Source organism: Pseudomonas sp. LS-2, from assembly GCF_003605735.1.
GTDB lineage: Bacteria > Pseudomonadota > Gammaproteobacteria > Pseudomonadales > Pseudomonadaceae > Aquipseudomonas.
Genome location: NZ_QXTJ01000043.1, coordinates 148,403 through 172,532, shown reverse-complemented (window position 1 = coordinate 172,532; position 24,130 = coordinate 148,403). Strand labels below are relative to the sequence as shown.

Annotated in this window: 19 protein-coding genes and 1 pseudogene; 15 read left to right on the top strand and 5 right to left on the bottom strand. The window is 62.0% G+C overall.

Features of this window, described 5'->3' with window-relative positions; all coding sequences use genetic code 11:
- Window positions 1-9 precede the first annotated feature (9 nt).
- The 4 genes from D3M70_RS28100 to D3M70_RS28085 all read left to right on the top strand — a co-directional run bounded on the left by D3M70_RS28100 (window position 10) and on the right by D3M70_RS28085 (window position 6,588).
- Window positions 10-3,198, top strand: a complete 3,189-nt coding sequence (locus D3M70_RS28100; protein ID WP_120129172.1) for an efflux RND transporter permease subunit — start codon at window positions 10-12, stop codon at window positions 3,196-3,198.
- Window positions 3,198-4,616 carry an efflux transporter outer membrane subunit gene (locus D3M70_RS28095; protein WP_120129171.1) on the top strand — a complete coding sequence of 473 codons (1,419 nt, stop codon included), beginning with the start codon at window positions 3,198-3,200 and terminating at the stop codon, window positions 4,614-4,616. The genes D3M70_RS28100 and D3M70_RS28095 overlap by 1 nt, the downstream gene beginning before the upstream one ends.
- A 195-nt stretch (window positions 4,617-4,811) precedes the next feature.
- A complete protein-coding gene (locus tag D3M70_RS28090; protein WP_120129169.1) occupies window positions 4,812-5,732 on the top strand; it encodes an AraC family transcriptional regulator in 921 nt (306 codons plus the stop codon).
- Window positions 5,733-5,886: 154 nt separating this feature from the next.
- Window positions 5,887-6,588, top strand: a complete 702-nt coding sequence (locus tag D3M70_RS28085; protein WP_120129167.1) for a LysR substrate-binding domain-containing protein — start codon at window positions 5,887-5,889, stop codon at window positions 6,586-6,588.
- Window positions 6,589-6,615: 27 nt separating this feature from the next.
- On the opposite strand, the gene D3M70_RS28080 is transcribed toward D3M70_RS28085, so the two are convergent.
- Window positions 6,616-7,224, bottom strand: coding sequence for a glutathione S-transferase family protein (locus tag D3M70_RS28080; RefSeq protein ID WP_120129166.1), 609 nt, complete (start codon window positions 7,222-7,224; stop codon window positions 6,616-6,618).
- A 100-nt stretch (window positions 7,225-7,324) separates the two neighbouring features.
- Window positions 7,325-7,531, bottom strand: coding sequence for a response regulator (locus D3M70_RS33785; protein WP_256660017.1), 207 nt, complete (start codon window positions 7,529-7,531; stop codon window positions 7,325-7,327).
- Between the two features lie 49 nt (window positions 7,532-7,580).
- Between D3M70_RS33785 and D3M70_RS28070 the strand changes: the two genes are divergently transcribed.
- Window positions 7,581-7,811: a hypothetical protein gene (locus D3M70_RS28070; RefSeq protein ID WP_120129164.1), complete on the top strand. Its 231-nt coding sequence runs from the start codon at window positions 7,581-7,583 to the stop codon at window positions 7,809-7,811.
- On the opposite strand, the gene D3M70_RS28065 is transcribed toward D3M70_RS28070, so the two are convergent.
- Complete coding sequence (locus D3M70_RS28065; RefSeq protein ID WP_120129162.1) at window positions 7,796-9,427, bottom strand: MFS transporter; 1,632 nt, start codon at window positions 9,425-9,427, stop codon at window positions 7,796-7,798. The two genes, D3M70_RS28070 and D3M70_RS28065, sit on opposite strands and share 16 nt — an antisense overlap.
- Window positions 9,428-9,664: 237 nt before the next feature.
- On the opposite strand from D3M70_RS28065, the gene D3M70_RS28060 reads away from it, so the two are divergent.
- The 8 genes from D3M70_RS28060 to poxB all read left to right on the top strand — a co-directional run bounded on the left by D3M70_RS28060 (window position 9,665) and on the right by poxB (window position 17,633).
- Window positions 9,665-10,150, top strand: coding sequence for a hypothetical protein (locus D3M70_RS28060; protein WP_133306536.1), 486 nt, complete (start codon window positions 9,665-9,667; stop codon window positions 10,148-10,150).
- Between the two features lie 230 nt (window positions 10,151-10,380).
- Window positions 10,381-11,376, top strand: a complete 996-nt coding sequence (locus D3M70_RS28055; protein ID WP_120129158.1) for an MDR family oxidoreductase — start codon at window positions 10,381-10,383, stop codon at window positions 11,374-11,376.
- Window positions 11,377-11,427: 51 nt separating this feature from the next.
- The gene (locus D3M70_RS28050; RefSeq protein WP_120129156.1) at window positions 11,428-12,045 is read left to right on the top strand and encodes a cysteine hydrolase family protein; all 618 of its coding nucleotides are present in this window, start codon (window positions 11,428-11,430) and stop codon (window positions 12,043-12,045) included.
- A 50-nt stretch (window positions 12,046-12,095) separates the two neighbouring features.
- Window positions 12,096-12,857, top strand: coding sequence for an SDR family NAD(P)-dependent oxidoreductase (locus D3M70_RS28045; protein WP_120129154.1), 762 nt, complete (start codon window positions 12,096-12,098; stop codon window positions 12,855-12,857).
- A 132-nt stretch (window positions 12,858-12,989) separates the two neighbouring features.
- Window positions 12,990-13,415 carry a nuclear transport factor 2 family protein gene (locus tag D3M70_RS28040; protein ID WP_120129152.1) on the top strand — a complete coding sequence of 142 codons (426 nt, stop codon included), beginning with the start codon at window positions 12,990-12,992 and terminating at the stop codon, window positions 13,413-13,415.
- Between the two features lie 112 nt (window positions 13,416-13,527).
- A complete protein-coding gene (locus D3M70_RS28035) occupies window positions 13,528-14,433 on the top strand; it encodes an AraC family transcriptional regulator (RefSeq protein WP_165869911.1) in 906 nt (301 codons plus the stop codon).
- A 195-nt stretch (window positions 14,434-14,628) separates the two neighbouring features.
- Window positions 14,629-15,876: an MFS transporter gene (locus D3M70_RS28030; protein ID WP_120129148.1), complete on the top strand. Its 1,248-nt coding sequence runs from the start codon at window positions 14,629-14,631 to the stop codon at window positions 15,874-15,876.
- Window positions 15,877-15,911: 35 nt separating this feature from the next.
- Window positions 15,912-17,633, top strand: a complete 1,722-nt coding sequence (poxB, locus tag D3M70_RS28025) for a ubiquinone-dependent pyruvate dehydrogenase (RefSeq protein ID WP_120129146.1) — start codon at window positions 15,912-15,914, stop codon at window positions 17,631-17,633.
- Window positions 17,634-17,877: 244 nt separating this feature from the next.
- On the opposite strand, the gene D3M70_RS28015 is transcribed toward poxB, so the two are convergent.
- A complete protein-coding gene (locus D3M70_RS28015) occupies window positions 17,878-19,068 on the bottom strand; it encodes a type II secretion system F family protein (protein WP_120129256.1) in 1,191 nt (396 codons plus the stop codon).
- 5 nt (window positions 19,069-19,073) lie between these two features.
- Window positions 19,074-19,520, bottom strand: a complete 447-nt coding sequence (gene gspG / locus D3M70_RS28010) for a type II secretion system major pseudopilin GspG (RefSeq protein ID WP_120129144.1) — start codon at window positions 19,518-19,520, stop codon at window positions 19,074-19,076.
- A 208-nt stretch (window positions 19,521-19,728) separates the two neighbouring features.
- Between gspG and D3M70_RS28005 the strand changes: the two genes are divergently transcribed.
- The gene (locus D3M70_RS28005; protein ID WP_120129142.1) at window positions 19,729-20,376 is read left to right on the top strand and encodes a lytic transglycosylase domain-containing protein; all 648 of its coding nucleotides are present in this window, start codon (window positions 19,729-19,731) and stop codon (window positions 20,374-20,376) included.
- A 205-nt stretch (window positions 20,377-20,581) separates the two neighbouring features.
- Window positions 20,582-24,129: pseudogene (locus D3M70_RS33780) on the top strand (hypothetical protein); the annotation flags it as partial.
- Window position 24,130: the final 1 nt, after the last annotated feature.

The window sequence follows — 24,130 nt, the reverse complement described above, 5'->3', positions numbered from 1 at the left end:
CAGACGACGATGAAATTTTCCCAGTTCTTCATTCAGCGACCGATCTTCGCAGCCGTGCTGTCGCTGATGATCCTGATCGCTGGCGCCATCTCGCTGTTCCAGTTGCCAATCAGCGAATACCCCGAAGTCGTGCCGCCGACCGTGGTGGTCAAGGCCAACTTTCCCGGCGCCAACCCCAAAGTCATCGGCGAAACCGTAGCCGCGCCGTTGGAACAGGCGATCACCGGTGTCGAGAACATGCTGTACATGTCCTCGCAATCCACGGCAGACGGCAAGCTCACGCTGACCATCACCTTCGCCCTGGGCACCGATCTGGACAACGCTCAGGTGCAGGTGCAGAACCGTGTGACCCGCACCGAGCCAAAACTGCCGGAAGAAGTGACGCGGATCGGCATCACTGTCGACAAGGCATCGCCCGAACTGACGCTGCTGGTGCACCTCACCTCGCCGGACAAGCGCTACGACATGCTCTACCTGTCCAACTACGCCACGCTCAACGTGAAGGACGAACTGGCACGGCTGAACGGGGTAGGGGATGCGCAGGTCTGGGGCCTGGGCGAGTACTCCCTGCGTGTGTGGCTGGACCCGAACAAGACCGCTTCGCGCAACCTGACCGCCACCGATGTGGTCAACGCCATTCGTGAACAGAACCGTCAGGTCGCGGCCGGGCAACTGGGCGCGCCGCCCTCGCCGAGCGCCACCAGCTTCCAGATGTCGATCAACACCCAGGGCCGCCTGGTGACCGAGGAGGAATTCGAGAACGTCATCATTCGTGCCGGCGCCAACGGCGAAATCACCCGTTTGAAGGACATCGCCCGGGTCGAGCTGGGGTCCAGCGCCTATGCCTTGCGCGCCCGTTTGAACAACGAGCCGGCCGTGGCTATGCCGATCTTTCAGCGCCCCGGCTCCAATGCCATCGACGTCTCCAATCAGGTTCGCGCCAAGATGGCCGAGCTGAAGAAGAGCTTCCCCGAAGGCATGGACTACAGCATCGTCTATGACCCGACCATCTTCGTGCGCAGTTCCATCGAGGCGGTGGTGCACACGCTGTTCGAAGCGCTGATTCTGGTGGTGCTGGTGGTGATCCTGTTCCTGCAAACCTGGCGCGCCTCGAGCATGCCGCGGGTCGCCGTTCCGGTGTCGTTGATCGGGACCTTCGCCGTGATGCACGTATTCGGTTTCTCCCTCAATGCGCTGTCGTTGTTCGGGCTGGTGCTGGCCATCGGGATCGTGGTGGACGACGCCATCGTGGTGGTGGAAAACGTCGAGCGAAACATTGAGCTGGGACTTGATCCGGTGTCGGCGACCAAGAAGGCCATGGGCGAGGTGACCGGGCCAATCATCGCCACGGCGTTGGTGCTGTGTGCGGTGTTCGTGCCCGCAGCGTTCATTTCCGGCCTGACAGGGCAGTTCTACAAACAGTTCGCACTGACGATTGCCATCTCGACGGTGATCTCGGCGTTCAACTCCCTGACCCTGTCGCCGGCGTTGGCCGCAGTGTTGCTCAAGGGCCACGATGTACCGAAAGACCGTTTCTCGCGGGTGCTGGATTCGCTGTTTGGCTGGCTGTTCCGGCCGTTCAACCGGGTGTTCGACAAGGCCAGTCATGGCTACGTCGGCACGGTGAGACGCGTGGTGCGCCTCAGCGGCGTGGCACTGGTGGTCTACGCCGGGCTGATCGCGCTGACCTACGTGGGCTTCTCGACCACACCCACCGGTTTCGTACCGACCCAGGACAAGAAGTACCTGGTGACCTTTGCGCAACTGCCGGATGCCGCAAGCCTGGATCGCACCGAAGACGTGATCAAACGCATGGGCGACATTGCCATGAAAGAACCAGGCTTCGACAGCGCCGTGGCGTTCCCCGGTCTGTCGATCAACGGCTTCACCAACAGCCCGAACAACGGCGTGGTGTTCATCGGCCTGAGTAACTTCGAAGAGCGCACCGACAAGAGCCTGTCCGCAGGTGCCATTGCCGGTTCCCTGAACGGCAAGTTCGCCGGGATTCAGGAGGCCTACACCGCTGTGTTCCCGCCACCACCGGTGATGGGGCTCGGCACCATTGGCGGTTTCCGCCTGCAAATCGAAGACCGGGGCAACCTGGGCTACGAAGAGCTGTACAAGGAAACCATGAACATCATCACCAAAAGCCGCAGCATTCCGGAGCTGGCGAACCTGTTCACCAGTTACACCGTGAACGTGCCGCAGGTGGACGCTGCCATTGACCGGGAAAAGGCCAAGACCCACGGCGTGGCGGTGAGTGACATCTTCGATACGTTGCAGGTCTACCTGGGCTCGCTGTACGCCAACGACTTCAACCGGTTCGGTCGCACTTATCAGGTCAACGTTCAGGGCGAACAACAGTTCCGTCAGGACCCAGAGCAGATCGGCCAGTTGAAGGTGCGCAATGACAAGGGCGAGATGATTCCGCTGGCAACCTTCGTCAAGGTCAGCGACGTGTCCGGTCCCGACCGCGTGATGCACTACAACGGCTTCATCACTGCGGAAATCAACGGCGGTCCGGCACCGGGCTACAGCTCCGGGCAGGCCCAGGCGGCGATGGAAAAACTGCTCGCCGAAGAACTCCCCCGTGGCATGACCTACGAGTGGACCGACCTGACTTTCCAGCAGATCCTTTCCGGCAACACCGCGCTGTTCGTCTTCCCGCTCTGCGTGTTGCTGGCGTTTCTGGTGCTGGCGGCTCAGTACGAAAGCTGGAGCCTGCCACTGGCGGTGATCCTGATCGTACCGATGACCTTGTTGTCGGCCATCGCCGGGGTGATCATTGCCGGCAGCGACAACAACATCTTCACCCAGATCGGCCTGATCGTACTGGTGGGGCTGGCGTGCAAGAACGCGATTCTCATCGTCGAGTTCGCCAAGGACAAACAGGACGAAGGGCTGTCGCCGCTGGACGCGGTACTGGAAGCGTGCCGGATGCGTCTGCGGCCGATTCTGATGACCTCGTTCGCCTTCATCATGGGCGTGATCCCGTTGGTGACGTCGACAGGGGCAGGTTCTGAAATGCGTCATGCGATGGGCGTTGCGGTGTTCTCCGGCATGCTCGGGGTGACCTTCTTTGGTTTGTTGCTGACGCCGGTGTTCTTCGTCCTGATTCGTAACTTTGTCGAGCGCGGCAAGGCCCGCAAGGCCGCCCAGGCTCATTCGCCGAGCGCGCTGAACACGGAGGCCCACTGATGAAAACCCTGAAGCTGTTCATGCCCAGTCTGTTGGCGCTCGCATTGGCCGCCTGCGCCGTTGGCCCTGATTACCAGACGCCGGAAACCCCGAACGCCGTGGTCACCTCTTCGCAGGCCGGCCGTTATGACCGCAGCCATTTCGAAAGCGTGTGGTGGCAACAGTTCGACGACCCGACGCTGAACCAGTTGGTCGACCGCTCGTTGCAAGGCAACCGCGATCTGCGCGTAGCGTTTGCCCGCTGGAAATCGGCCCGGGCGATCCGCGACGACATCAGCAACGACGCCTTGCCGGTGGTGACCAGCCGGGTCAGCAGTGATCTTGGCAGGGCACAGGTGCCGGGGCAGACCGAGCACCGGGTGAATATCGAGCGCTACGATCTGGGTCTGGACATGGCCTGGGAGATCGACCTGTTCGGGCGCATCCAGCGCGAGCTGGAAGCCAGCACCGCGCAACAGGACGCCACTTTGGCGGATCTGCAACAGTTGAAAGTGAGCATGATCGCCGAGCTGGCCGATGCGTACGGTCAACTGCGTGGGGCGCAATTGCGCGAGCGGATTGCTCGGGACAACCTCAAGAACCAGCAGGATTCCCGTAGCGTGACCGCGCAATTGCGCGATGAGGGTCTGGGTAACGAGATCGATGTGGTGCGCGCCGACGCGCGTCTGGCAGCAGTGGAAGCGACCATTCCGCAGTTGCAGGCCGAGCAGGTGCATCAGCGCAACCGCATCGCCACGTTGCTGGGGGAGCGCCCCGAGCAGTTGAGCGTGGACCTGAGTCCCAAGGACCTTCCGGCGATTTCGAAGAACCTGCCGATTGGCGATCCCGGTCAATTATTGCAGCGTCGCAGTGACGTGCGCAGCGCCGAGCGTCAACTGGCGGCCGCCACGGCCAATGTCGGGGTCGCCACGGCGGACCTGTTCCCGCGTGTCAGCCTGAGCGGCTTTCTCGGGTTCACGGCGGCAAGGGGATCGCAGATCGGCTCATCGGCGGCACAGGCCTGGGGCCTGGGGCCGCAGATCAGCTGGGCGGCGTTCGATCTGGGCAGCGTTCGCGCCCGGTTGCGCGGCGCCAAGGCCAACGCCGAAGGGGCGATGGCGACCTACGAACAGACGGTGTTGCTGGCGCTGGAGGAGTCGGACAACGCGTTCAGCGATTACAGCAAACGCCAACAGCGGCTGGTGTCGTTGGTCAGACAGAGCGAGTCGAGCCGTAAAGCTGCCGATCTTGCCGCGATCCAATACCGCGAAGGCACGGCGGATTACCTGGTGTTGCTCGATGCCCAGCGCGAGCGCCTGGCCGCGGAAGACTCCCAGGCTCAGGGCGAGACCGACCAGTACCGCGGCATCGTCGCGATCTACAAGGCCCTCGGCGGTGGATGGGATGCGAGCGGGGTGAATCAGGTAGCGCAGCGGTAGCCTGCGTGTTAATGCCCCCCCCAACAGAGAAACGGATGACCAGCGACTCGATATACCCAGAGGTCGTATTGAATCGACAGTGCTGGCGCTACTATTCAACGCCGTGCGAGTGGTAAATTTTGTTGCTCACGGAGGCCATGGCGGCTCCTGCGGAAAGCGGGCTGTATTTCTTCCACTGTTCAAGGCGTTGACGGTATGAATGCGAACCACTGGCTCCAGTTTCTACGGTCCGATGGAATGGTGCTTGCTCATACTCGAGCGGTGGACGATTGGGGGGTATACCTGGAACAGCGGGAGGCGATCTTCTTCCATTTCGTGACCCAGGGCCGTGCGTATATCAGCGTCGACAACGGTACACCGATCAGACTGGAGGCCGGTGACATTGCCGTTCTGTCCCGTGGCGCCGAGCACCGCCTGCAAAGTGCGCCGGGTGCTCGGGTCGCGCCGCTGTTCGAATTTCTCAAGGCCAACGACGGGATATTCAGCGAATCGGAACAGGCAACCAACGTTATCTGCGGTGCGTTCGGCCTGGACCGTTACATGGTCCTGCCAGCGCTGAGGTCACTGCCCGAACTGTTCTGCATAAAGGCCAGCCCTGACAATCGGCAATCGCCGGTGGCGACCGCCCTGCGCCAGCTCAAGGGCGAGGTCGAAGGCTCAGGGGTCGCCAGCCGGGTAATGGTCCGTCATCTGCTCTCGGCGTTGTTCATCTACATCCTGCGCGAATGGATCGAGTCGTTCGAGGGCAACTCGGATGGCTGGTTCGCGGCCATGCAGAACCCGAATATTTCCAGAGCGCTGGAGAGCATCCACACCCGTCCGGCGCAGGCCTGGACGCTCACATCGCTGGCCCGGGAGGCGGGGCTTTCGCGGGCGGCGTTCGCCAAACAGTTCCGCGCGCTGGTGGGGGAGACGCCTTATGCCTACCTGACTCGCTGGCGGATGGGGGTCGCCAGTCAGTTGCTCGAAGAGACCGACATGACGCTCGCGCAGATCGCGATTCAGGTCGGTTACGGGTCGGAATATTCCTTCAGCAGGGCCTTCAAGCAGGTGCGCGGTAAACCGCCGGCTTATGAACGGCGAACTTCGGCTGCCGAAGTGTCTTCGGTTGAATAAAAAACCACGCCCGTTGCGATTGCCGACGTATCGACACTTGCCGTTCATGAACGTTGATGGGGCTGGCGATATACCTCCGTATGGCCGCTCTATCCTCAGGGATTAATGCTGTCAAGCGCGGGGACGGCTAAGCTTTTGAAGCGGGCATCGGTTGATGTTTGCCAGGCGTGATGCCGAGACTGGCCATTCATTAAAACAGGTACGAGAAGATATGAACCCGGGATATGGCTGGAGTAAGGAGTTTCGTATTGGACTGGGCGGAGACGTAGAGTACGGATTATTGCCAGGTCTTCTCGCCCGGTTGCGCCAGGAATCGCCCGGCGCATCGTTGATCGTCCGCAGGCTGGAACAGGATCAACTGCTACGGCAACTTGAAACCGGGGATATTTCGGTGGCACTGGCATACGGTCCGAAGATGCCCGGCGGTCTCCGGCGCCAGGTGCTGCGCCCGCTGAATCTCAAGTTGTTGCGTTCAGACAGAAGCGGCCATGAAGTCGATTTGAATGAATACTGCCAACGTCCCCACGCCCAGGTCTGTTATTCCGGTGACGTCACGGCCTATATCGATTCTGAACTCAAGACCCGTGGCCGTAGCCGCCATGTGGAAATATCGTTGTCTCAATTCAGCAGCCTGCCGCTGGTGATGGCCAATACCGATCTGTTGGCCACGGTGCCGGATTACGTCGCTGACATTCTGGTGGCCTATGGCGGCGTGCGCGCGCAGGCGCTTCCGCTGCAGATTCCAACAGTGGAACTGGCGATGTCCTGGGACGCGAAAACCGATGATGCCCCGCAAGAGCGCTGGTTGCGCTCAAGGCTGGCGTGCTTTCTTCACGAAGAAGACGAGGTGCACTGAGTGCCGGCAGCGATGCGCGTTGCCGGATCAGCGAGGCACGGTGGACTCGAACGCCGGCAGCAGCATCGCGTGCCGGGACAGGGCCGCAAGCTTGGGAAAACGCCTGGCATTGACCTCCGCCAATAACGGAGAGTTGCTCACCGCCTGGTACGCGACCACGGTCATGATGTCCGCCTGTGACAGCGCGCCTCCCACCAGCCACCGCCCTTTGGCGGCCGACTCCAGCATCTCGAAACCGGTCAGTGCCTGAGCGCTGTAGAAGTCGCTGACACTGGCCATCTGCAGCGCCTCTGGCCGTGACGCCTCCTGCTCGACGGCCCTGAATTTCTCGTAGACGGTGGTGGCGATGCCGACGATTCTCAATGCCTGGCGCCGCTCGGCCCCACTGATGGCAATCAGCGCTCGGAGCGGTCCGACCCGTTCGTGCAGATAATCGACCATGCTGTCGCTGTCCAGCAGCACCTCGCCGTTATCGATCACCAGCGCCGGTATTTTCAGCATCGGGCTGTAGGGCCTGACGTCCTCGGGGCGCTTGAAGACGTCGACGTTCAGGTGATCGAACGGCAAGTCGAGCAGTTTGAGCGTGATGCCGATTCGGCGGGTGAAACCTGAAGACCAGCATCCGATCAGTTGCATGACGGTTTACTCTCGCGGGAGGTTGATGCGCGTTGAGAAGATCGTAGTCGAGTGCGGGTCGATCATCGGCCCTGACTGAACAGGCGGTGACGTGCGGTGTTCAGCTCAAGCCTCTTTGCAACGCCCGTTCAACGCAGTCGATCAACACGTCCGCATTGAAAGGCTTCACCAGAAAACAGATGGCACCCCGCTGCATGGCATGCTCACGGGTCTTGAACTCCGGGAATGCGGTGATGAATATCACCGGCACGGTACTGCCGGCGGCGTGCAGTTTGTCGTGAAGGTCGAGCCCGCTCATGCCGGGCATATGAATATCGGTGATCAGGCAGTCGGAACGTGATTCACAGCCGGAGTCGATGAACGCTGCGGCCGACCACCGTCGGCCGCCGACGCACAAGACCCGAGCGCAGCCGCCGTTTCTGGTGGTACCCGGCGCCTTCAGCAATCCGCGCTACCTCAAATTCGCCCTTAAGGCTTACTTCGCCACCCTGATCTGCTACGTGTTCTACAACAGCGTCGACTGGCCGGGGATCCATACCATCATGTTGACGTGCGTGATCATGGCGCCGGTTCACGGCTGGCGATAGAGCACCCGCTCGGCCATGGCGCGGGCGCTGATACACAGGATCGTGCCTGCTGCGATTGCGGCAATCACCATGAAAACGTCGTTGTACGCCAGAATGTTCGCCTCCCGGGTGGCGATGGCACCCAAGGCTCTCTGTCCCAGCGCGCGCTGCAACGAGGGATCGACGATGACCCCGCCGTAGTTCGCCGCGAAATGGCTGATCGCATCCGCAATGATCGGATCGGTCCCGGTGAGGTGTTCCACCAGGTGGCCTGAGTGGAATTTCTCCCGCACCGTCTGCAAGGTGCCCATCAGCGCGGACCCGGCAAGGCCGCCGATGTTTTGCGTCATGCTGAACAGCACGGCGAAGCTGATGAGGTTCTTCGGGTTGGCGAGTACGCCGCCCAGCCCGGTGAGCAGCGTAGGCCCGAGAAATAACGTGCCGCCAAAAGCGAGCAGAAACTGGCTCAGGTAGAGGTTGGACGGGCGCGTGTCCTGAGTGGCGAAACTGTCCATCGCAGCGCCCGCCAGCATCAGGCCCAGCGCAACGACGACGGGCAGCGTCAGGTGCGCCAGGCTGATGGTCAGGGCGCTGATCACAAGTCCGGCGAGCGCTCCGGCCAGCACGATCCAGAACAGCGTCTGCGTCTGTTCGTTGGTCAGGCCGAACAGCTGAAACAGGCCGACCGCGCCGATGTTCTGTTCGGAAAGAATGATCTTGATCAGGATCATCGCCAGGGCCAGGCGGACGATCTTGCCGCTCGCCAGCCAGTCCAGGTTCAGCAGCGGGCGTTGTCGATTGCGCTCGATGAGGATGCCGATGGCACCAAGGGCGATGGACAGCGCGCTGGCAACGCCGATCCAGGGAGCGTCCAGCCACCAGTCGATGCGCCCCAGAGAGAGCACTGCGCACAACAGCCCGGCGCTGGTGGACAGGAACGCGAAACTCAGGAAATCCAGTTTTTCAAAGGTGCGCGTCCGGTCGCCTGGCGGCAGACGCAACAGGAAGACACAGGCCAGCGCAAACAGCGCCAGACCCAGTTCGAATCGATACAGCCCGCGCCATTGATCGATCTGCAGCAAGTCCACGGAGATCAGCCGGGCAATGGGCGGCGCCAGTTGGGATGAACCGAAACCCAGCACCACCGCCTTGAGTCGCCAACGCTGGGGCAGGGCCTGAATCATGTAATACAGGCTCAGGGACGTCAGCGCGGCACCGACCATGCCATGGGCTGCGCGGACTGCAACCGCCGTGGTGCTGCTGTTGACGAACAGGTGAGCGAGTGTGACGAGCACGTACAGCGACAGGAAGATCCGGGTGAAGGCTGTCAGCCCGAATTGCTGACGGAATTTGACCAGCATCAGGTTCATCGACACGTAGGTCATCGCATAGGCTGCGGGTAACCAGGCGATTTCCGCGGAGTCAGCCCCAAGGGACCCTTGCAGATAAGGCAGGTTGACCGTCACCAACGCGTTGCCAAGCCCGCCCGTGATCCCCAGCAATACGCTGATCGATCCGAACGCCACCCGCACGGGGATCGAATGATCCGGCGTGGAGGGGGACCCGGGGACGAAGGGCCGTTCAGACGGTTTCCAGTCGTGGGGGGCGTATTGGTCCGTTTCACCCTCAGGCCAGATGCCGATGACTTTGCGCGCGTGGCCGCCTTGCGGCGGGCAACGCGCCGTTAATGACGTCCGATGATCACGTCAATGGCACACCTCTGCCACCAGACCTGGAGATGATAGGCGCAAACCAACGTATAGGGTCGTCAGCCTTTGATAGAAGTGACGGGCGCAGGGTCCATGGACGATGCTCGGAGTGTTCTGACCATCAGAACTTCACATCCTTTTCTGTTATCGAGTCGGCGGCGCCTTATGCAGATGAATCATTCGATGGTGTGCATGCTTCATTCGGGCTTTTGTTTCCTGTCCGTCTTCAGTGGTTGCATCAGTTACTTGAAGTACGGACGTCTTGATGTGCAGGCGCCGTCCGGCATCATATTCACCCACGGCCTGATAGTTGCCTCGGTGACTTGCGCGGGATGTGGCAACGGGTATTTGAATGCGCTGCAATTGGCGAGCGTTGTGCTCATGCTGCCGGGGCTTGTTCTGCGCTGCCTGGACATGCCCTGGTTTTCGCGGGTGTTGACCGAATATGTCGTCACGATCCTTTTCGCTGGCGCGTTTCTGACCATGTGGGTGATCGCGCTGTTCTGTGCCGACGTCGACTTTTTCGGGCAAGAGGAGAGTGCGCAAGCGGTGGATAATACGGTGGCGTTCTTTGGCCTGGCGGGTGTGCTGTTTATGGTCTGGCAGTTATTACGCTGTGCCGGGAAGTTGAAAACAGTTAAAGCGCAATGATGTATCCCCGGGTATGCGGACGTTACGCAAAGGTATAGTCGATTATTGTTTGATTCGATGGATAGTATGGGCCGTTGTTTATGTTTTCCGGACGGCACGACTCCTCTTGTGGCTGATAATTGCCAGCACCGGGTGCGGATCCCCCTTGATCCGTGCCCGGATCGTTTTATCCGCTGCCTGCCCAGGAACACTGCCGATTTCGCCTGAACGCCGCACTACGAGGTTTGCTCGTGACCACCCCAACTTTCCGCGCATTGTTACTGACACGACCCGCCGACGAGAATGTCAGCGCCATCGTCGAACTCGATGAAGACGCGCTGCCCGCTGGCGATGTGCTGGTGAACGTCAAATACTCCACGGTCAACTACAAGGACGGCATGGCGATTTCCGGCAGCGCCCATCGTCAGGTCGTGCAGTTTTTTCCCTTCGTGCCCGGCGTTGATTTTTCCGGGGTGGTCGAGCACTCCGACTCACCCGAATTCAAGCCCGGAGACGAGGTCATCCTCAACGGCTGGGGCGTAGGCGAAAAACACTGGGGCGGTTTTTCCGAAAAGGCGCGGGTGCGCGCCGAATGGCTGGTGCACCTGCCCGAAGGCATGTCCCTGCGCCAGGCCATGTCCCACGGCAGCGCCGGCCTGTCGGCGATGCTGTGCATCAACGCGCTTGAGCGCCACGGCATCGACAAGTCGAAAAAGGTGCTGGTCACCGGCGCCAGCGGCGGGGTGGGCAGTGTCGCGGTGATGCTGCTCGCGAAACTGGGTTATCACACCGTCGCCTCCAGCGGCCGGCCTGAGCACGAAGGCTATCTGCGGGCCCTCGGCGCCACCGAAATAATCGACCGCAAAAGCCTCGCCGTGCTCGCCGACCCACCGCTGATGGACGAGCGCTGGGGCGCGGTCATCGACAACGTCGGCGGCAGCACCCTGAGCAATGCCCTTGCCAGCATGTGCTACGGCGGCGCGATTGCCTCCCTCGGGCTGGTGGGCGGGCGTGACCTGATCACGACCGTCCTGCCGTTCATCATGCGTGCCGTCACCCTCATTGGCGTCAATTCGGTGTACTGCAGCAAAGCTGATCGGGTGGCCGCGTGGGCAAGGCTGGCCGAACTGTTGCCCGATGGGCTGCCCGGAGACGTCGTCGAGGAAATCGGGCTGGAACAAGTGCCCGAGCGTGCGCTGGCGGTGGTGCGCGGCGAGGTTCGCGGACGGACCATTGTCGCGTTGTAACGCGCTGCCCGGCAGTTGCCGCGCTCCATGTGATTCCTGAACGAGGTGTGTATGAGTGCTCTGAGTTACCCGGTCCAGACAACGGCGCTGATCCTGGTCGACGTCCTGAACGATTTTCTCGCCGACGACGGCAAGTTGAGCGGCGCCATCGGGCCGATGGTTGCCCGGCTCGAACTCAAGGAAAACCTGGCGCGGCTGCTGGCCGGGGCGAGGAAAGCCGGAGTCAAGGTGTTCTTTTCCCCCCACGGCATGGACGAACACAGCTTCGACGACATCAAGCATCTGCACCCGCGTTTTCAATGGGCGGTAGAAAACCGGGTGTTCTGGATCGGCGAGAAGGGCGACGAATTCTACGAGCCGTTGAAGCCCGTCGCCGGTGAATTCATCGTGTCCCACCATCGTATGTTCAGTTCGTTTCACGGCACCGACCTGCAAGAGCAACTCAGCGCCCAAGGCATCGAGAACGTCGTGCTCGCAGGCCTGACCTCGCAGACCTGTATCGAAGGAACCGGACGCCACGCCCTGGAAGCGGGTTACCACGTGACCTTTCTCAGCGATGCCGTGGCCGACTTCACGGAACAGGCGCATCAGTCGGCGTTGACCATTTCCTACCCCACCTTCGGTCACGAAACGCTCACGGTCGATGAGTTCCTCAAGGCCGTCGAGTGAAGCCGTACCGATCAATCCTCGCTGAAAGTTCTTACACCGGAGAAAACACCATGGGCTTACTCGATTCCAAAGTCGTTCTGGTCACAGGCGGCACCTCGGGCATCGGCCGCGCAACGGCCTTGCTGGCAGCCAGAGAAGGGGCCAAGGTCGCCTTCACCGGACGTAACACGGTGGCCGGCGCACAGGTCGCGGCCGAGATTGCCGAGGCGGGCGGTGAGGCGCTGTTCATCGAAGCCGACCTCAATGACATCGCCGTGGCTCAATCCATGGTGACCCAGACCGTCGCCCATTTTGGCGCGCTGGACGGCGCCTTCAACAACGCAGGCTTCAGTCGCGGCGGACTGCTGGAAACCCTGGACGAGGCGCTGTGGGACAGCCTCATGGACACCAACACCAAATCGGCATTCTTCTGCCTCAAGGCCCAGGCCGCGCAGATGAAACAGCAGGGCGGTGGTGCCATCGTCTTCAATGGCTCGGTCATCGCCCAGATCGCCTTTCCCGGGACCAGCATCTACAGCGCCAGCAAGGGCGCGATCGTTTCACTCGCCAGGGCTGCGGCGGTGGAACTCGGCCCGTTCGGGATTCGCGTCAACTCGGTCAACCCGTCGATCACGCGCACGCCCATGACCCAGGCGAAAATCACCGCCGACGACGCCGGGAACGACAGTCATCCCTTCGGCAAGGGCATTCCATTGGGCCGTCTGGCAGACGCCGAAGAGATCGCCAGTGTGGTGATCTTTCTGCTCTCTGACATGGCGTCCTACGTCACGGGCCACGCGCTGACTGTCGATGGCGGCCAGAGCGCGTGTTGACGACTTTTGGTTGAGGTCGCCCCCATGCCATCGATCAAGATTGCCATCGTGTATCACAGTGGCTACGGCCAGCCTAAGGGGCGGCTGGGTGATGGCGTCTCGACTATTCAGTGACTGAGGGAATGGTGTTCTATGACCAATCACGACAAATCGAATGTGAAGCTGGTGCTGGAAGCGTTTGACCTGCTGTTCAATCGCAAGGATTTTCAGGGCGCCGAAGAATACTGGTCAGCGGACTACATCCAGCACAGCGCCCATGTACCCGCCGGCCGCGAAGGCCTGTTCGAGCTGGTCAAGCGTGCACCTGCCGACTTCAGGTATGAGAATGCGATTGCCATGGGCGACGGGAACATGGTCATGCTCCACGGCCGCTTTCGCAACGTCGGCCAGCCTCGGGACTGGATAGTCGCCGATATCGTGCGCGTGCACAGTGGCATGTTGGTCGAACATTGGGATGTGATTCAGCCAGAAGCCACGCAAGCGGAGTCCCTGGGCGGGCATCCGATGTTCGGCGATTCCTTCCCCCTCCTGGTTGCCAGCCCGAGCGTCAAGCCTTGATCTCGTTTGCAACACCAACCGTCATCCACGATCTGCCTGCCACGGCCATTGCCTGCACCTCTGGAAACTGATAAAGCGTGACGCTCGATAGTGGATGTCAGGACAGCCCCCGATGAGTGCCCAACACTGGCTCAAGTACCTGACTGCCGAAGGCATCGTCCTGGCGCAGACGCGCATCGCCGGAGACTGGGGCGTGCAGATCGGCGGTCGTGACGCGACCTTCTACCACTTCGTGGTCGAGGGGACGGCCTATCTGAAAGTCGACGGCGTTCAACTGGTGGAGGTGCAGCCTGGGGATGTCGTGCTGCTGCCCCACGGCTCGCCGCATCTGGTGCTGCATTCGCCGGACAGTGAAGTGGTGCCGTTGATGGATTTTCTCCAGGCCAACAACGGTGTATTCAGCCCGGCGGCGGGGGCCACGAAGATGATCTGTGGCTCGGTCGGCATCGATCGCTTCATGGTGTTGCCGGCCATCGGTTCGCTGCCCGACGTGGTGCATATCCGGGAAAGCGAGTCTCCGGCAGCGGACATCCTCTCGCAGCTTCGCAGTGAGGTCGAGCGGTCCGGGGTGGCGTCCGACGTCATCATCCGGCATCTGCTCGCGGTGTTGTTCATCTATGTGCTCAGGGAGTGGTCGGAAACGGAGCCTGCCAGGCGCGGGCGCTGGTTTGCGGCCATGCAGAATCCTCATGTGGGCAAGGCGCTGGAACAGATTCACGAGCACCCGTCGCGGCCCTGGAGCCTGGATGCGCTGGCCAGCGAAGCCGGTCTGTCTCGCACGGTGTTTGCCCGGCAGTTCCGCGAGACCGTGGGGGAAACACCCTACGCTTACCTGGCGCGTTGGCGCATCGGCATTGCCGCGCAACTGCTGGACCAGACCCGTTTGACCCTGGCGGAAATTGCCGCGCGGGTAGGGTACAGCTCCGAATATTCGTTCAGCCGCGCGTTCAAGCAGGCCCGTGGCGTATCGCCCATCAGGGCGCGGGAGCGGCGACGAGTCTCGCAACGCCTGGGTTGAGGGCGACATCGCGGTCGGAAGACGAGGTGCCGGGCTGCCGCACGGTTGGCGACCGGACTCATATGTTGGTATGGCCATGTCAAATGTTCGGATGATGGGTTTTGTCCGGGGCGTTTGTTAGCGTCTGCTCAGTGGTTTCATGGTTCAGCCCCCGAACGCGAGGGCATTTGCCGACACGGCGCAGGAGCGATACGAATGGCGGTCACTCAGGTCGATGTCAGGGTCAAGGCTTCTCACGCCGCAGCGGTGATGTTCGTGCTGTGCGGGCTGTTCCATTTCAGTCAGTACGCAGCGAGATCCGCGCCGGGGGTCATGCTCCCGGAATTGAGCCTTAACCTGAGCATTGCCACGGCGTCCCTTGGCTCGCTCATCGGCAGTTATTACTACACCTATTCGCTGACCAGTGTCGTGGCCGGTGGCGTCCTCGACCGCTTCGGCGCCCGAGTGCCGGTCGCCGTGGGTATGCTCATGCTGGCGACGGGTTGCGTGATGTTCAGCAACAGCCACTACTTCATCGCGCTTCTGGGGCGCCTGTTGCAGGGCGCCGGTGCCGCGTTTGCCTTCACGGGCGCTGTCTACATCGCCACCCGAAGCTTTCCTGCGGCGCAACTGGCGTCGGCCATCGGAATCGTGCAGGCGTTCGGCATGTTCGGAGGGTCGGCGGGCCAGTACGCCGTCGCGCACATGGTCCATCAGTTTTCGTTGCCGTGGCTTTATATCTGGTACGGACTGGCCGGGCTGCTCCTGGCGTTGGCGATCACCCTGTTTTTTCAGCGTGAGGCTCGTGCGCCGTTGGCGACCGCGCCGTCGCCCGAAAAGAAGAATCCGCTGGATGGCTATCGCGTCGTATTCGGCAATCCTCAGTCCTGGCTCTGCGGCATCTGTGCCGGGCTGTTGTTCATTCCGACCACCGTCGGCGACATGATCTGGCGCGTGGCATTTTTTACCGAGGGTTTGGGCATTGCCTATCAGGACGCCGTGACCAGCGTCGCCCTCGTTCTATTCGGCTGGGTCATCGGTTGCCCGTTGCTGGGCTGGGTGTCCGACCGCCTACAGCGTCGCAAACCGGTGGTGATCGGTGGCGCCATCGCGCTGCTGGCCGCTGAATGCGCCATCGTGTTCGGCCCGGCGCATCTGGCGGACAACCTGGTCCTGAGCCTGTTCTTCGGCATCGTTTCCGGTGCGGCAATGATTCCCTACACCATGATCAAGGAGGCCAATCCGGCCGAGGTCGCGGGAACGGCAACCGGGATCATGAACCTGCTGGTCTTTGCCACCAGTGCGTTGATCTCGCCCATCGCCAGTGCCCTGTATCGCCATGCCGGGCAAATCGACGGCGGCCACGCGTTGCAGTTTCGCGGTATCGGACTGCTGATGATCGCTTGCGCTGCGGGGGCAATCGTACTGGCGTTATTGCTCAAGGAAAAACCGGCTCAGCGTTGAGCCCTTTTATTAACGACTGCACAGGAGTTGATTGGATGGCCAGAACAGTGGCGGATTACATGGCAGAAACGTTGAGAGCGGCGGGGGTCAAACGGATCTACGGCGTGGTCGGCGACTCGCTCAACGGTTTTACCGATGCCTTGCGACGTGACGAGAGCATCGCCTGGGTGCACATGCGTAACGAGGAGGCGGCGGCTTTCGCTGCGGGGGCCGAGGCGCACCTGACCGGCAACCTGACGGTGTGCGCCGGCAGTTGCGGTCCGGGCAACCTGCACCTGATCAACGGTCTGTTCGACGCCCATCGCAGCCGCGTTCCGGTGCTGGCCATCGCGGCGCACATTCCGAGCACGGAAATCGGTATCGACTACTTCCAGAGCACCCACCCTGAAAGCCTGTTCAAGGAGTGCAGCCATTACGTGGAGCTGGTGTCTCGGCCCGAACAGCTGCCGCAGATCCTGCAACGCGCGATGCGCACGGCCATCGCCGGAAAGGGCGTGGCGGTGGTAGTGATTCCCGGCGATGTGGCCTTGCAGCCGTCACCTGCCAAAGTGCCGCATTGGCTGGTGCCGGCCGATCCTGTGATTCGGCCCAACAGAGACCAGCTGGAACAACTGGCCCTGCTGTTGAACGACGCCGAAAAGATCACGTTGCTGTGCGGCGCCGGTTGCGCCGGCGCCCATGACGAGGTGCTGGACCTGGCGCAGACCCTCAAGGCGCCCATCGTGCACGCGTTGCGCGGCAAGGAGTTCATCGAGTACGACAACCCTTACGACGTCGGCATGACCGGGCTGATCGGGGTGTCTTCCGGCTACGCCGCCATGAAGCATTGCGACACGCTGTTGATGCTGGGCACCGATTTTCCCTATCGGCAGTTCTATCCCGAGCACGCGCGCATCATCCAGATCGACGTGCGGGCCGAGGCGCTGGGCAATCGCTGCAGTCTGGAAATGGGGCTGGTGGGGCAAGTCAAAGGTACGTTGCAGGCGCTGCTCCCTTTGCTCGACGAACACCGGGACCGTAGCCATCTGGACAACGCGCTGGCCGATTACGCCATCACCCGCGCCGACCTGGATGCGCTGGCGCAAAGCGAACCGGACAGCGAAATGATCCACCCGCAGTACGTGACGCGGATGGTCAGTGAGCTGGCGTCCGAGGATGCGATTTTCACCTGTGATGTCGGCACGCCCACGGCCTGGGCTGCGCGGTATTTGAAAATGAACGGCAAACGCCGGCTGATCGGCTCGTTCAACCATGGCTCCATGGCCAACGCGATGCTGCAGGCGATCGGTGCGCAGAGCGCGTTTGCGGAGAAGCAGGTCATCTCGATGTCCGGCGATGGCGGTTTCGCCATGATGATGGGCGATGTGCTGACCCTTGGGCAGATGAACCTGCCGGTGAAGATCGTGGTGTTGAACAACGGAACGCTGGGTTTCGTCGAGTTGGAAATGAAGGCCAATGGATTCCTCGACGTGGGCTGCGACCTGAAGAACCCCGACTTTGCGGCGATGGCCAATGCCATCGGCATCAAGGGCATTCGCGTCGAGAAACCCCAGGACCTGGCCGCTGCCCTGAAAGAAGCATTTCGTCATCCAGGCCCGGTGGTGGTGGACGTGGTCAGTGAGCGGCAGGAACTGATCATGCCGCCCAAGACCACGCTCGCCGAGTCCCAAGGCTTCGGGCTGTTCATGCTCAAGGCCGTACTGGATGGCAGGGCCCGGCAATTGATCGACCTGGCCAGGGTCAACCTGATGCGGTGATCGACCCGGGCCCAGGTCGTCATTCCCGGAAGGCTACAGGTGCGCAGGGCTGCGGGGTTTCCATGATCGTTCCCACGCTCCAGCGCGGGAATGCCTCGCAGGACGCTCCGCGTCCCGTTGACGCGGAGCGTCAATCGCAGCGTTACCACGCGGAGCGTGGGAACGATCAGCACACAATGCATTCGCCAGCAAGCCGGCTCCCACCGCCTGGACTGCCCCCCCTGGCTTCCACAAGGTTCGTCCCTCAATGAATACTCGACGCCAGTTCGAAGATCGGGATGTACATCAGGATCACGATCAAACCGATCAGCAAGCCGATGAAGGTCATCAGCAGCGGTTCGAACAGGCGCACGAACCATTCGATCCAGCGGCTGATTTCTTCGTCGTAGAAATCGGCGGTGCGCTCCATCATCTGCCCCAGATTCCCCGATTGTTCCCCCGCACGCAGCATGCGCAATGAAACGGGGGTGGCGAGGTGGTTCTGTTCCAGTGCCACGGACAGCGCCTGACCTTCACGAATCCGCTCGCTGGCGGCGTCCAGGCGCAGTTGCGAGGCGCTGCCCAGCAGATTGCGCACCATGCCCATCGCCGTGAGGATCGGAATACCGCCTTGCATCAGGATGCCCAGTGAACGATAAAAACGCGCCAGTTCGTACATGAACACGCGCTGATAGACCGTGGGGATGCGCTCGATGGCCCGGTTGAACGCCAGGCGAAACCGTCGCTGACGCACCACCATCACCGAGCCCAGCACGAAGGCCACGAAGCCCACGGCAAAGTCCATCTGATGGGCGTGCAGGAACATGCCTGTCTCCATCAACACCCGCGACAGCCACGGCAGATTCGAGCCCAGGCCTTCGAACACCAGACTGAAGCGCGGCACCACATAACCCATGAGAAACAGCACCACCGCGCCGCCGACGATCAGCAGCAACATCGGGTAGACCGACGCGCTGACGATGCGCTGGCGCACTTCGTCCATGCGTTTGCGATAAGACACGTAACGCCCCAGCGCCTCGCCGACCGCACCGGTCTTTTCGCTGGATTGCACCAGCGCCACGTATAAGGTGGGGAACACCAGCGGAAACTGGGTCAGCGCCTGGGAAAAGGATTTGCCTTCATACAGCAGCCGCACCAGCCCGCTGAGGGTCTTGCGGGCCTGGGGCGCGGTTTCCTTTTCGGCGAGGCTTTCCAGCGCATCGATCAGCGGCAGGCCGGCGTTGAGCAGGGTGTTCAGCTCCTGACTGAACAGCACCAGGTTGAATTTTTCCGGCTTGCGGATGCCTCTAATCCTCCAGCGCGATTCGGCGCGCACGTTGAGCACCCGCATGCCCTGGGTTTCCGCCAGACTGCGTGCGTCGACGGAACTGTCGGCCTCCAGCGCCAGCGACATCACCTCACCGCGCTTGCCCACTGCCTTGATCAGAAATTTCATGATGGTCACTGCCAACTGGTGACTTCGGCGTCTTCGCCTTCGCCACCGGGCTGACCGTCCTTGCCCATGGAAAGCAGGTCGTACTCGCCGTTCTCACCGGGGTAGCGATAGACGTAGTTCCGGCCCCACGGGTCCTGCGGCACGGTTTTCTGCAGATACGGCCCGGTCCAGCGTGACTCTTCCGGCGGCGCGGTCACCAGCGCCACCAAGCCTTGTTCGGAGGAGGGGTAATGGCCCACCTCCAGTCGGTACAGGTCCAGCGCCTTGGTCAGGCCTTCTATCTGCGCTCGGGCGACTTTCGCTTGAGAGCGACCCAGTTGACTGAAGTATTTGGGCGCGACGATCCCGGCCAGAAGGCCGAGCACCACCAAAACCACGAGCAATTCGAGCAGGGTGAAACCGCGCTGAAAACGTGGGGAAGAAGACGGCGCACAGCGGGTGAAATGCCCCATGGAAACCTCCGCAGACTGGGTTGTGCAGAGGGCTCATGCAATTGCCGTGCGCGCTGGCAGCCGCGGCCTTGAGCTTTTCCGCGCAGCCTTCTGGACCGGGCTTTTGCGGGGGCTGGCAGTTCGGCACAGGCTTTGCGTTGACCCTCATCATGGCACCGCGAGTGGGGAATAACCCCCAGTTTTAGCGAGCGTGCCAGAGGAGGCACGGATGGACTTTGAACGTACGTTCAGAGGCGTATTGCTGACGCTGTGCATACTGCCGCTGGCCGCTCAGGCCGACGTGTACATCTCCAGAGGTCCGGACGGTCACTTGATCATTTCCAACGTCAAACGTGCCGGTCGAGACGTTCAGCAGGTGTTCCACGAACCGGTTTCGGCGCCGCCGTTTCAGTCCGCTGGAACGGCCCTGGCCAGCACTGACGAAAAAAGCATGACCGCCAGTCAGCGGCCCTATGCCCAGGAAGTCTCCCAAGCGGCCGCCATTAACGACCTGCCCGAAGCGTTGCTGCACGCGGTGATTCGCATGGAGTCGGGCTACAACCCGTCCGCCCGCTCGGTGAAGGGCGCAGCCGGGTTGATGCAGTTGATGCCTGACACCGCTCGGGAAATGGGGGTCGCCAATGTCTGGGACCCCCGCTCGAACATTCAGGGCGGCGCCCGCTATCTCAAGCAGTTGATGGTGATGTTCGGCAACGACGTGTCGCTGGCCGTGGCCGCCTACAACGCAGGCCCAGCGGCGGTGAGCAAGCGCGGCAACGTGATCCCGCCGTTCGCCGAAACCCAGCGCTACGTGCCCGGTGTGCTGCGTGATTACCACCGCCTGTTGGGTGATGCGTCGCCGGTGTTGGCGAATTGAAGTCGCGGAATCTGCTGCTTTTGATTCTGGGGAATTACCCCACTTCCGGGGACTGGGGGTAGGGAACAACGGTTGTCGTTTCCCCGATTTTTACGAACCGTCCAGTTAAGTCATTGATTTTGAACGCCTGAGTTTGTGGCATGGTCGTTGCTCAGGGCTGTTATGCGCCGTTATGTGAGTTTCCCTTTGCGGAGGACCCTTCACGATGAAGCCCTATCCATCTCGTCTGCTGAATATCTGTCTGTCGTTCGGTGCGTTGTTCGCCGTCGAGGACTCCGTCGAAGCCGCCATTCGCTGCGAGCGCAATCTGGTCGCCAACGTCGTGGCCCTGGATCAACCGCTGATGTACAACCGCCTCGGTGCGCAGAATGCCAACGGCATGATCTACGCCCTGCGCGGTGATGTGGTCGATGAGCACAACGTGCTGCTCACCAAGGGCGGCGCGGCGGTGCCGGGCAAGGTGACGCTGCGCCCGGACAAGCGCCCGCGGCCGATGGTCCTGCGCGTCGCCGCCGGTGACTGCCTGACCGTCACGCTGCAGAACCTGCTGGCCTTGCAGGCCAACCCCAACAGCAGCGGCTTCGAGCTTGAAGAGCCGGAGGGGGAAGAGGGCGAAGAGAACGAAGCACCCCAGGCCAACATGCCCGAGGACTTCGTGGTCAACGACCAGGTCAGCGAGCGCTACGTCGGTTTCTCGGTCAACGGCATGCAGGCGGTCAACAGCATCGCCGACATGTCCTCCAATGTGGGTCGCAACGGCAACTTTCTGCTGGCCCCCGGCGCCACGCGCTCATACACCCTGTATGCCGAGCGCGAAGGGGCGTTCAACGCCAACAGCCAGGCCGCGACCTTTGGCGGAGAAGGCACCTCCGGCAACATGGCCAACGGTCTGTTCGCGCAAGTGGTGGTCGTGCCCAAGGGTGGCCGCATGTACCGCAACACCCTGAGCGAAGAGGAGATGCGCCTGGCCAGTGTCGGCCGCGCCCCGACCGGTCAGCCCATCGTCGACTACGAGGCCCGCTATCCGCAGCGCCAGCCGTGGATCACCGAAGGCAAGGCGGGCCTGCCGATCATCAACATGGTCAACGGCAACGAAATCATCAACAGCGAAACCGACGCCGTGGTGATGGGCCCCAACACCGACGGCAGCTTCCCGCCCTCGACCTATCCGCTGGAAAGCATCGGCAAGCGCAACCCGGCCGTGCCCAATCGGCTGGAGCCGTTCCGCGACTTCGCAGCGGTGTTCAACGACGAGTCGGCTGTGACCCAGGCGTTCCCCGGTTACTTCGCCGACCCGGTGTTCGGCCACATGCTCGAACCGACCCGCGACGCCTTCATGATCAACTATGGCTCCGGCGGCATCGGCGCCGAAGTGATCGCCAACCGTCTGGGCGTCGGGCCGATGCATGACTGCCTGTCCTGCGCCTACGAGGAGTTTTTCCTCAGTTCCCATACCGTGGGTGACATCGGCATGCTGGTGGATGTACCGGCCAACGTCGGTCTGGAGCAGATTTTGCCAGGCCAGGTACCGCCCAGAGACGCCACCGGGATCAAGGCAAGCATGGCGCTGTATCCGTCCGAGCCGTCGAACGTCAACCACAGCTACATCGGCGATCTGGTGAAGATCCGCAATACCCATAACGGCAAGGAGCAGCACATCTTTCACCTGCATGGGCATCAGTGGCTGTTCAACCCCAACGACGACAACTCCGATTACATGGACGCCCAGGGCATCGGTCCGGGCGCCGGCTACACCTATGAAATCGCCAACGGCGGTTCCGGCAACCGCAACCGGGTGTCGGGCGATGCGATCTATCACTGCCACTTCTATCCGCACTTCGCCCAGGGCATGTGGACCATGTGGCGGATACACGACGTATTCGAAGAAGGCACCCGACTCGAGGTCTCTCAGGCCAGTGACAACGGGTTCCACACCACTCCGTTCGCCTTGCGCAGCGGTAAACCGGCGGCGGGCGCCCGCGCATTGCCGGACGGTGAAATCGTTGCGGGCACACCCATTCCGGCCATCGTGCCGTTGCCTGGCAAGGCCATGGCGCCGATGCCGGGCAAGGTCGCCGTGGTGCCGAAGCTGGGCGAGCTGGTGGCCGCCAATGACGACGATGATGAAGACGACGATGACGACGCCGGTCAACCTGGCGAGGGCGGGCAGCAGGTCATCGGCTCGGTGGCGCTGGTCGACCGCAGCGAAGCCAACCGCAATGCCGACGGCTCGTTGAAAAACCCTGGCTATCCGTTCTGGATCGGCGGCATGGAAAGTACCGTGGGTCAACGTCCGCCGACCCCGCCGCTGGACATGCTCGACAGCGCCAAGGCCCAGGCCCTGCGTGACAGCGGCAACGCCCTGTGGGCCAACCTCGATCCGCTGCAGTCCGGCGGTTGGGACGGCGGCCTGCCCCGGCACGCGCTGGACGGCGTGGCGGCGGGCGGTGAAGCCGAAACCGTGACCACCGCGACCGATCTGTCTAAAGTGGTTCACAAGGCCAAGGCCGTGTTCATTCCGGAGGAGGGCACGGACGTGGAGCAGGCGGCGATGCTGTTCCATTCCAAACCGGATCACCCGAGTTTCGCCTTGCTGCCTGGCAAACAGGTAGTCGCCAAAGCCTTCCGCACCAACGGCGCGTTGCCGGTGGCCGGTGCGCCGTTCTACGAACCCTGCATGGATGACCGGGGCAAGCGCCTGACCTCCATGGCTGGCAGCGGCCTGTTCAACAGCGGCGAAACCATGAGCGGGCAGTCTTTCACCGGCTCCTCGCAGTACAGCGCCGATCACCCACGGATCTACAAGGCCGCCAACCTGCAATTTGACGCGGTCTACAACAAGGTCGGTTATCACTTCCCGCAAGCGCGCATCCTGGCCCTTTGGGAAGACGTGTGGCCGGTGATCAACAAGCAGCGTCCGCCTGAGCCGCTGGTCATGCGCATCAACACCTTCGACTGCGTGATGTACCAGCAGACCAACCTGATCCCCAACTACTACGAGCTGGACGATTATCAGGTGCGCACCCCGACCGACGTGATCGGTCAGCACATCCACCTGCCCAAATGGGACCTGACCGCTGCCGACGGCTCGGCCAATGGCTGGAACTACGAAGACGGTCTGCTTTCACCCGCCACCGTGGTCGAGCGCGTGCATGCCATTCGCGCCTTCAACAACTGCACTGAGGTGGATGCTCGCGACGGCACGCAAGCCTGCCCGAAAGCCAAGTCACACCCTTATTTCGGCCAGTTCGGCCGGGCTGACTGGATGGGCGCCCGCACGGCCATGCAACGCTGGTTCGCCGACCCTGTGGTCAACACCCGCGGTATCGACCGTGGCCTGGGCACCATCTTTACCCACGACCACCTTGGCCCATCGACGCACCAGCAACTGGGCCTGTACGCCACGGTGCTGGCTGAGCCGGCCGGTTCCACCTGGTTCCACGCTGAAACCGGCGAGCTTCTGTACAGCGGCGCGCGTCAGGATGGCGGGCCGACCTCGTGGCAGGCGGTGGTGTCCACCGGCGACCTGGACGGCGACGGCAAGAACGACAGCTTCCGCGAGTTCTTCCTGGAGTACAGCGACTTCGTGCATGCCTATGAAGCGGGTGTGTATGTGGGCGCAGGCCCCAACGGTGTGCCGAACGGCAGCGCCTACCCGGCCAGTGCCAACAGCTTCCGCTACGCGATCAACCCGCCAGGGCGCAAAGCGGCGGCCAATCTGCTGGATTCCGTTCTCGAGGCCGGCAGTGGCGAN

Coding starts and splice junctions, on each gene's coding strand:
- poxB (WP_120129146.1), top strand. CDS start 15,912: ATGGCCAGAACAGTGGCGGATTACATGGCAGAAACGTTGAGAGCGGCG.
- D3M70_RS33785 (WP_256660017.1), bottom strand. CDS start 7,531: ATGCCCGGCATGAGCGGGCTCGACCTTCACGACAAACTGCACGCCGCC.
- D3M70_RS28060 (WP_133306536.1), top strand. CDS start 9,665: ATGCAGATGAATCATTCGATGGTGTGCATGCTTCATTCGGGCTTTTGT.
- D3M70_RS28005 (WP_120129142.1), top strand. CDS start 19,729: ATGGACTTTGAACGTACGTTCAGAGGCGTATTGCTGACGCTGTGCATA.
- D3M70_RS28070 (WP_120129164.1), top strand. CDS start 7,581: ATGAACGCTGCGGCCGACCACCGTCGGCCGCCGACGCACAAGACCCGA.
- D3M70_RS28100 (WP_120129172.1), top strand. CDS start 10: ATGAAATTTTCCCAGTTCTTCATTCAGCGACCGATCTTCGCAGCCGTG.
- D3M70_RS28040 (WP_120129152.1), top strand. CDS start 12,990: ATGACCAATCACGACAAATCGAATGTGAAGCTGGTGCTGGAAGCGTTT.
- D3M70_RS28015 (WP_120129256.1), bottom strand. CDS start 19,068: ATGAAATTTCTGATCAAGGCAGTGGGCAAGCGCGGTGAGGTGATGTCG.
- D3M70_RS28085 (WP_120129167.1), top strand. CDS start 5,887: ATGTTTGCCAGGCGTGATGCCGAGACTGGCCATTCATTAAAACAGGTA.
- D3M70_RS28080 (WP_120129166.1), bottom strand. CDS start 7,224: ATGCAACTGATCGGATGCTGGTCTTCAGGTTTCACCCGCCGAATCGGC.
- D3M70_RS28035 (WP_165869911.1), top strand. CDS start 13,528: ATGAGTGCCCAACACTGGCTCAAGTACCTGACTGCCGAAGGCATCGTC.
- gspG (WP_120129144.1), bottom strand. CDS start 19,520: ATGGGGCATTTCACCCGCTGTGCGCCGTCTTCTTCCCCACGTTTTCAG.
- D3M70_RS28045 (WP_120129154.1), top strand. CDS start 12,096: ATGGGCTTACTCGATTCCAAAGTCGTTCTGGTCACAGGCGGCACCTCG.
- D3M70_RS28050 (WP_120129156.1), top strand. CDS start 11,428: ATGAGTGCTCTGAGTTACCCGGTCCAGACAACGGCGCTGATCCTGGTC.
- D3M70_RS28090 (WP_120129169.1), top strand. CDS start 4,812: ATGAATGCGAACCACTGGCTCCAGTTTCTACGGTCCGATGGAATGGTG.
- D3M70_RS28030 (WP_120129148.1), top strand. CDS start 14,629: ATGGCGGTCACTCAGGTCGATGTCAGGGTCAAGGCTTCTCACGCCGCA.
- D3M70_RS28095 (WP_120129171.1), top strand. CDS start 3,198: ATGAAAACCCTGAAGCTGTTCATGCCCAGTCTGTTGGCGCTCGCATTG.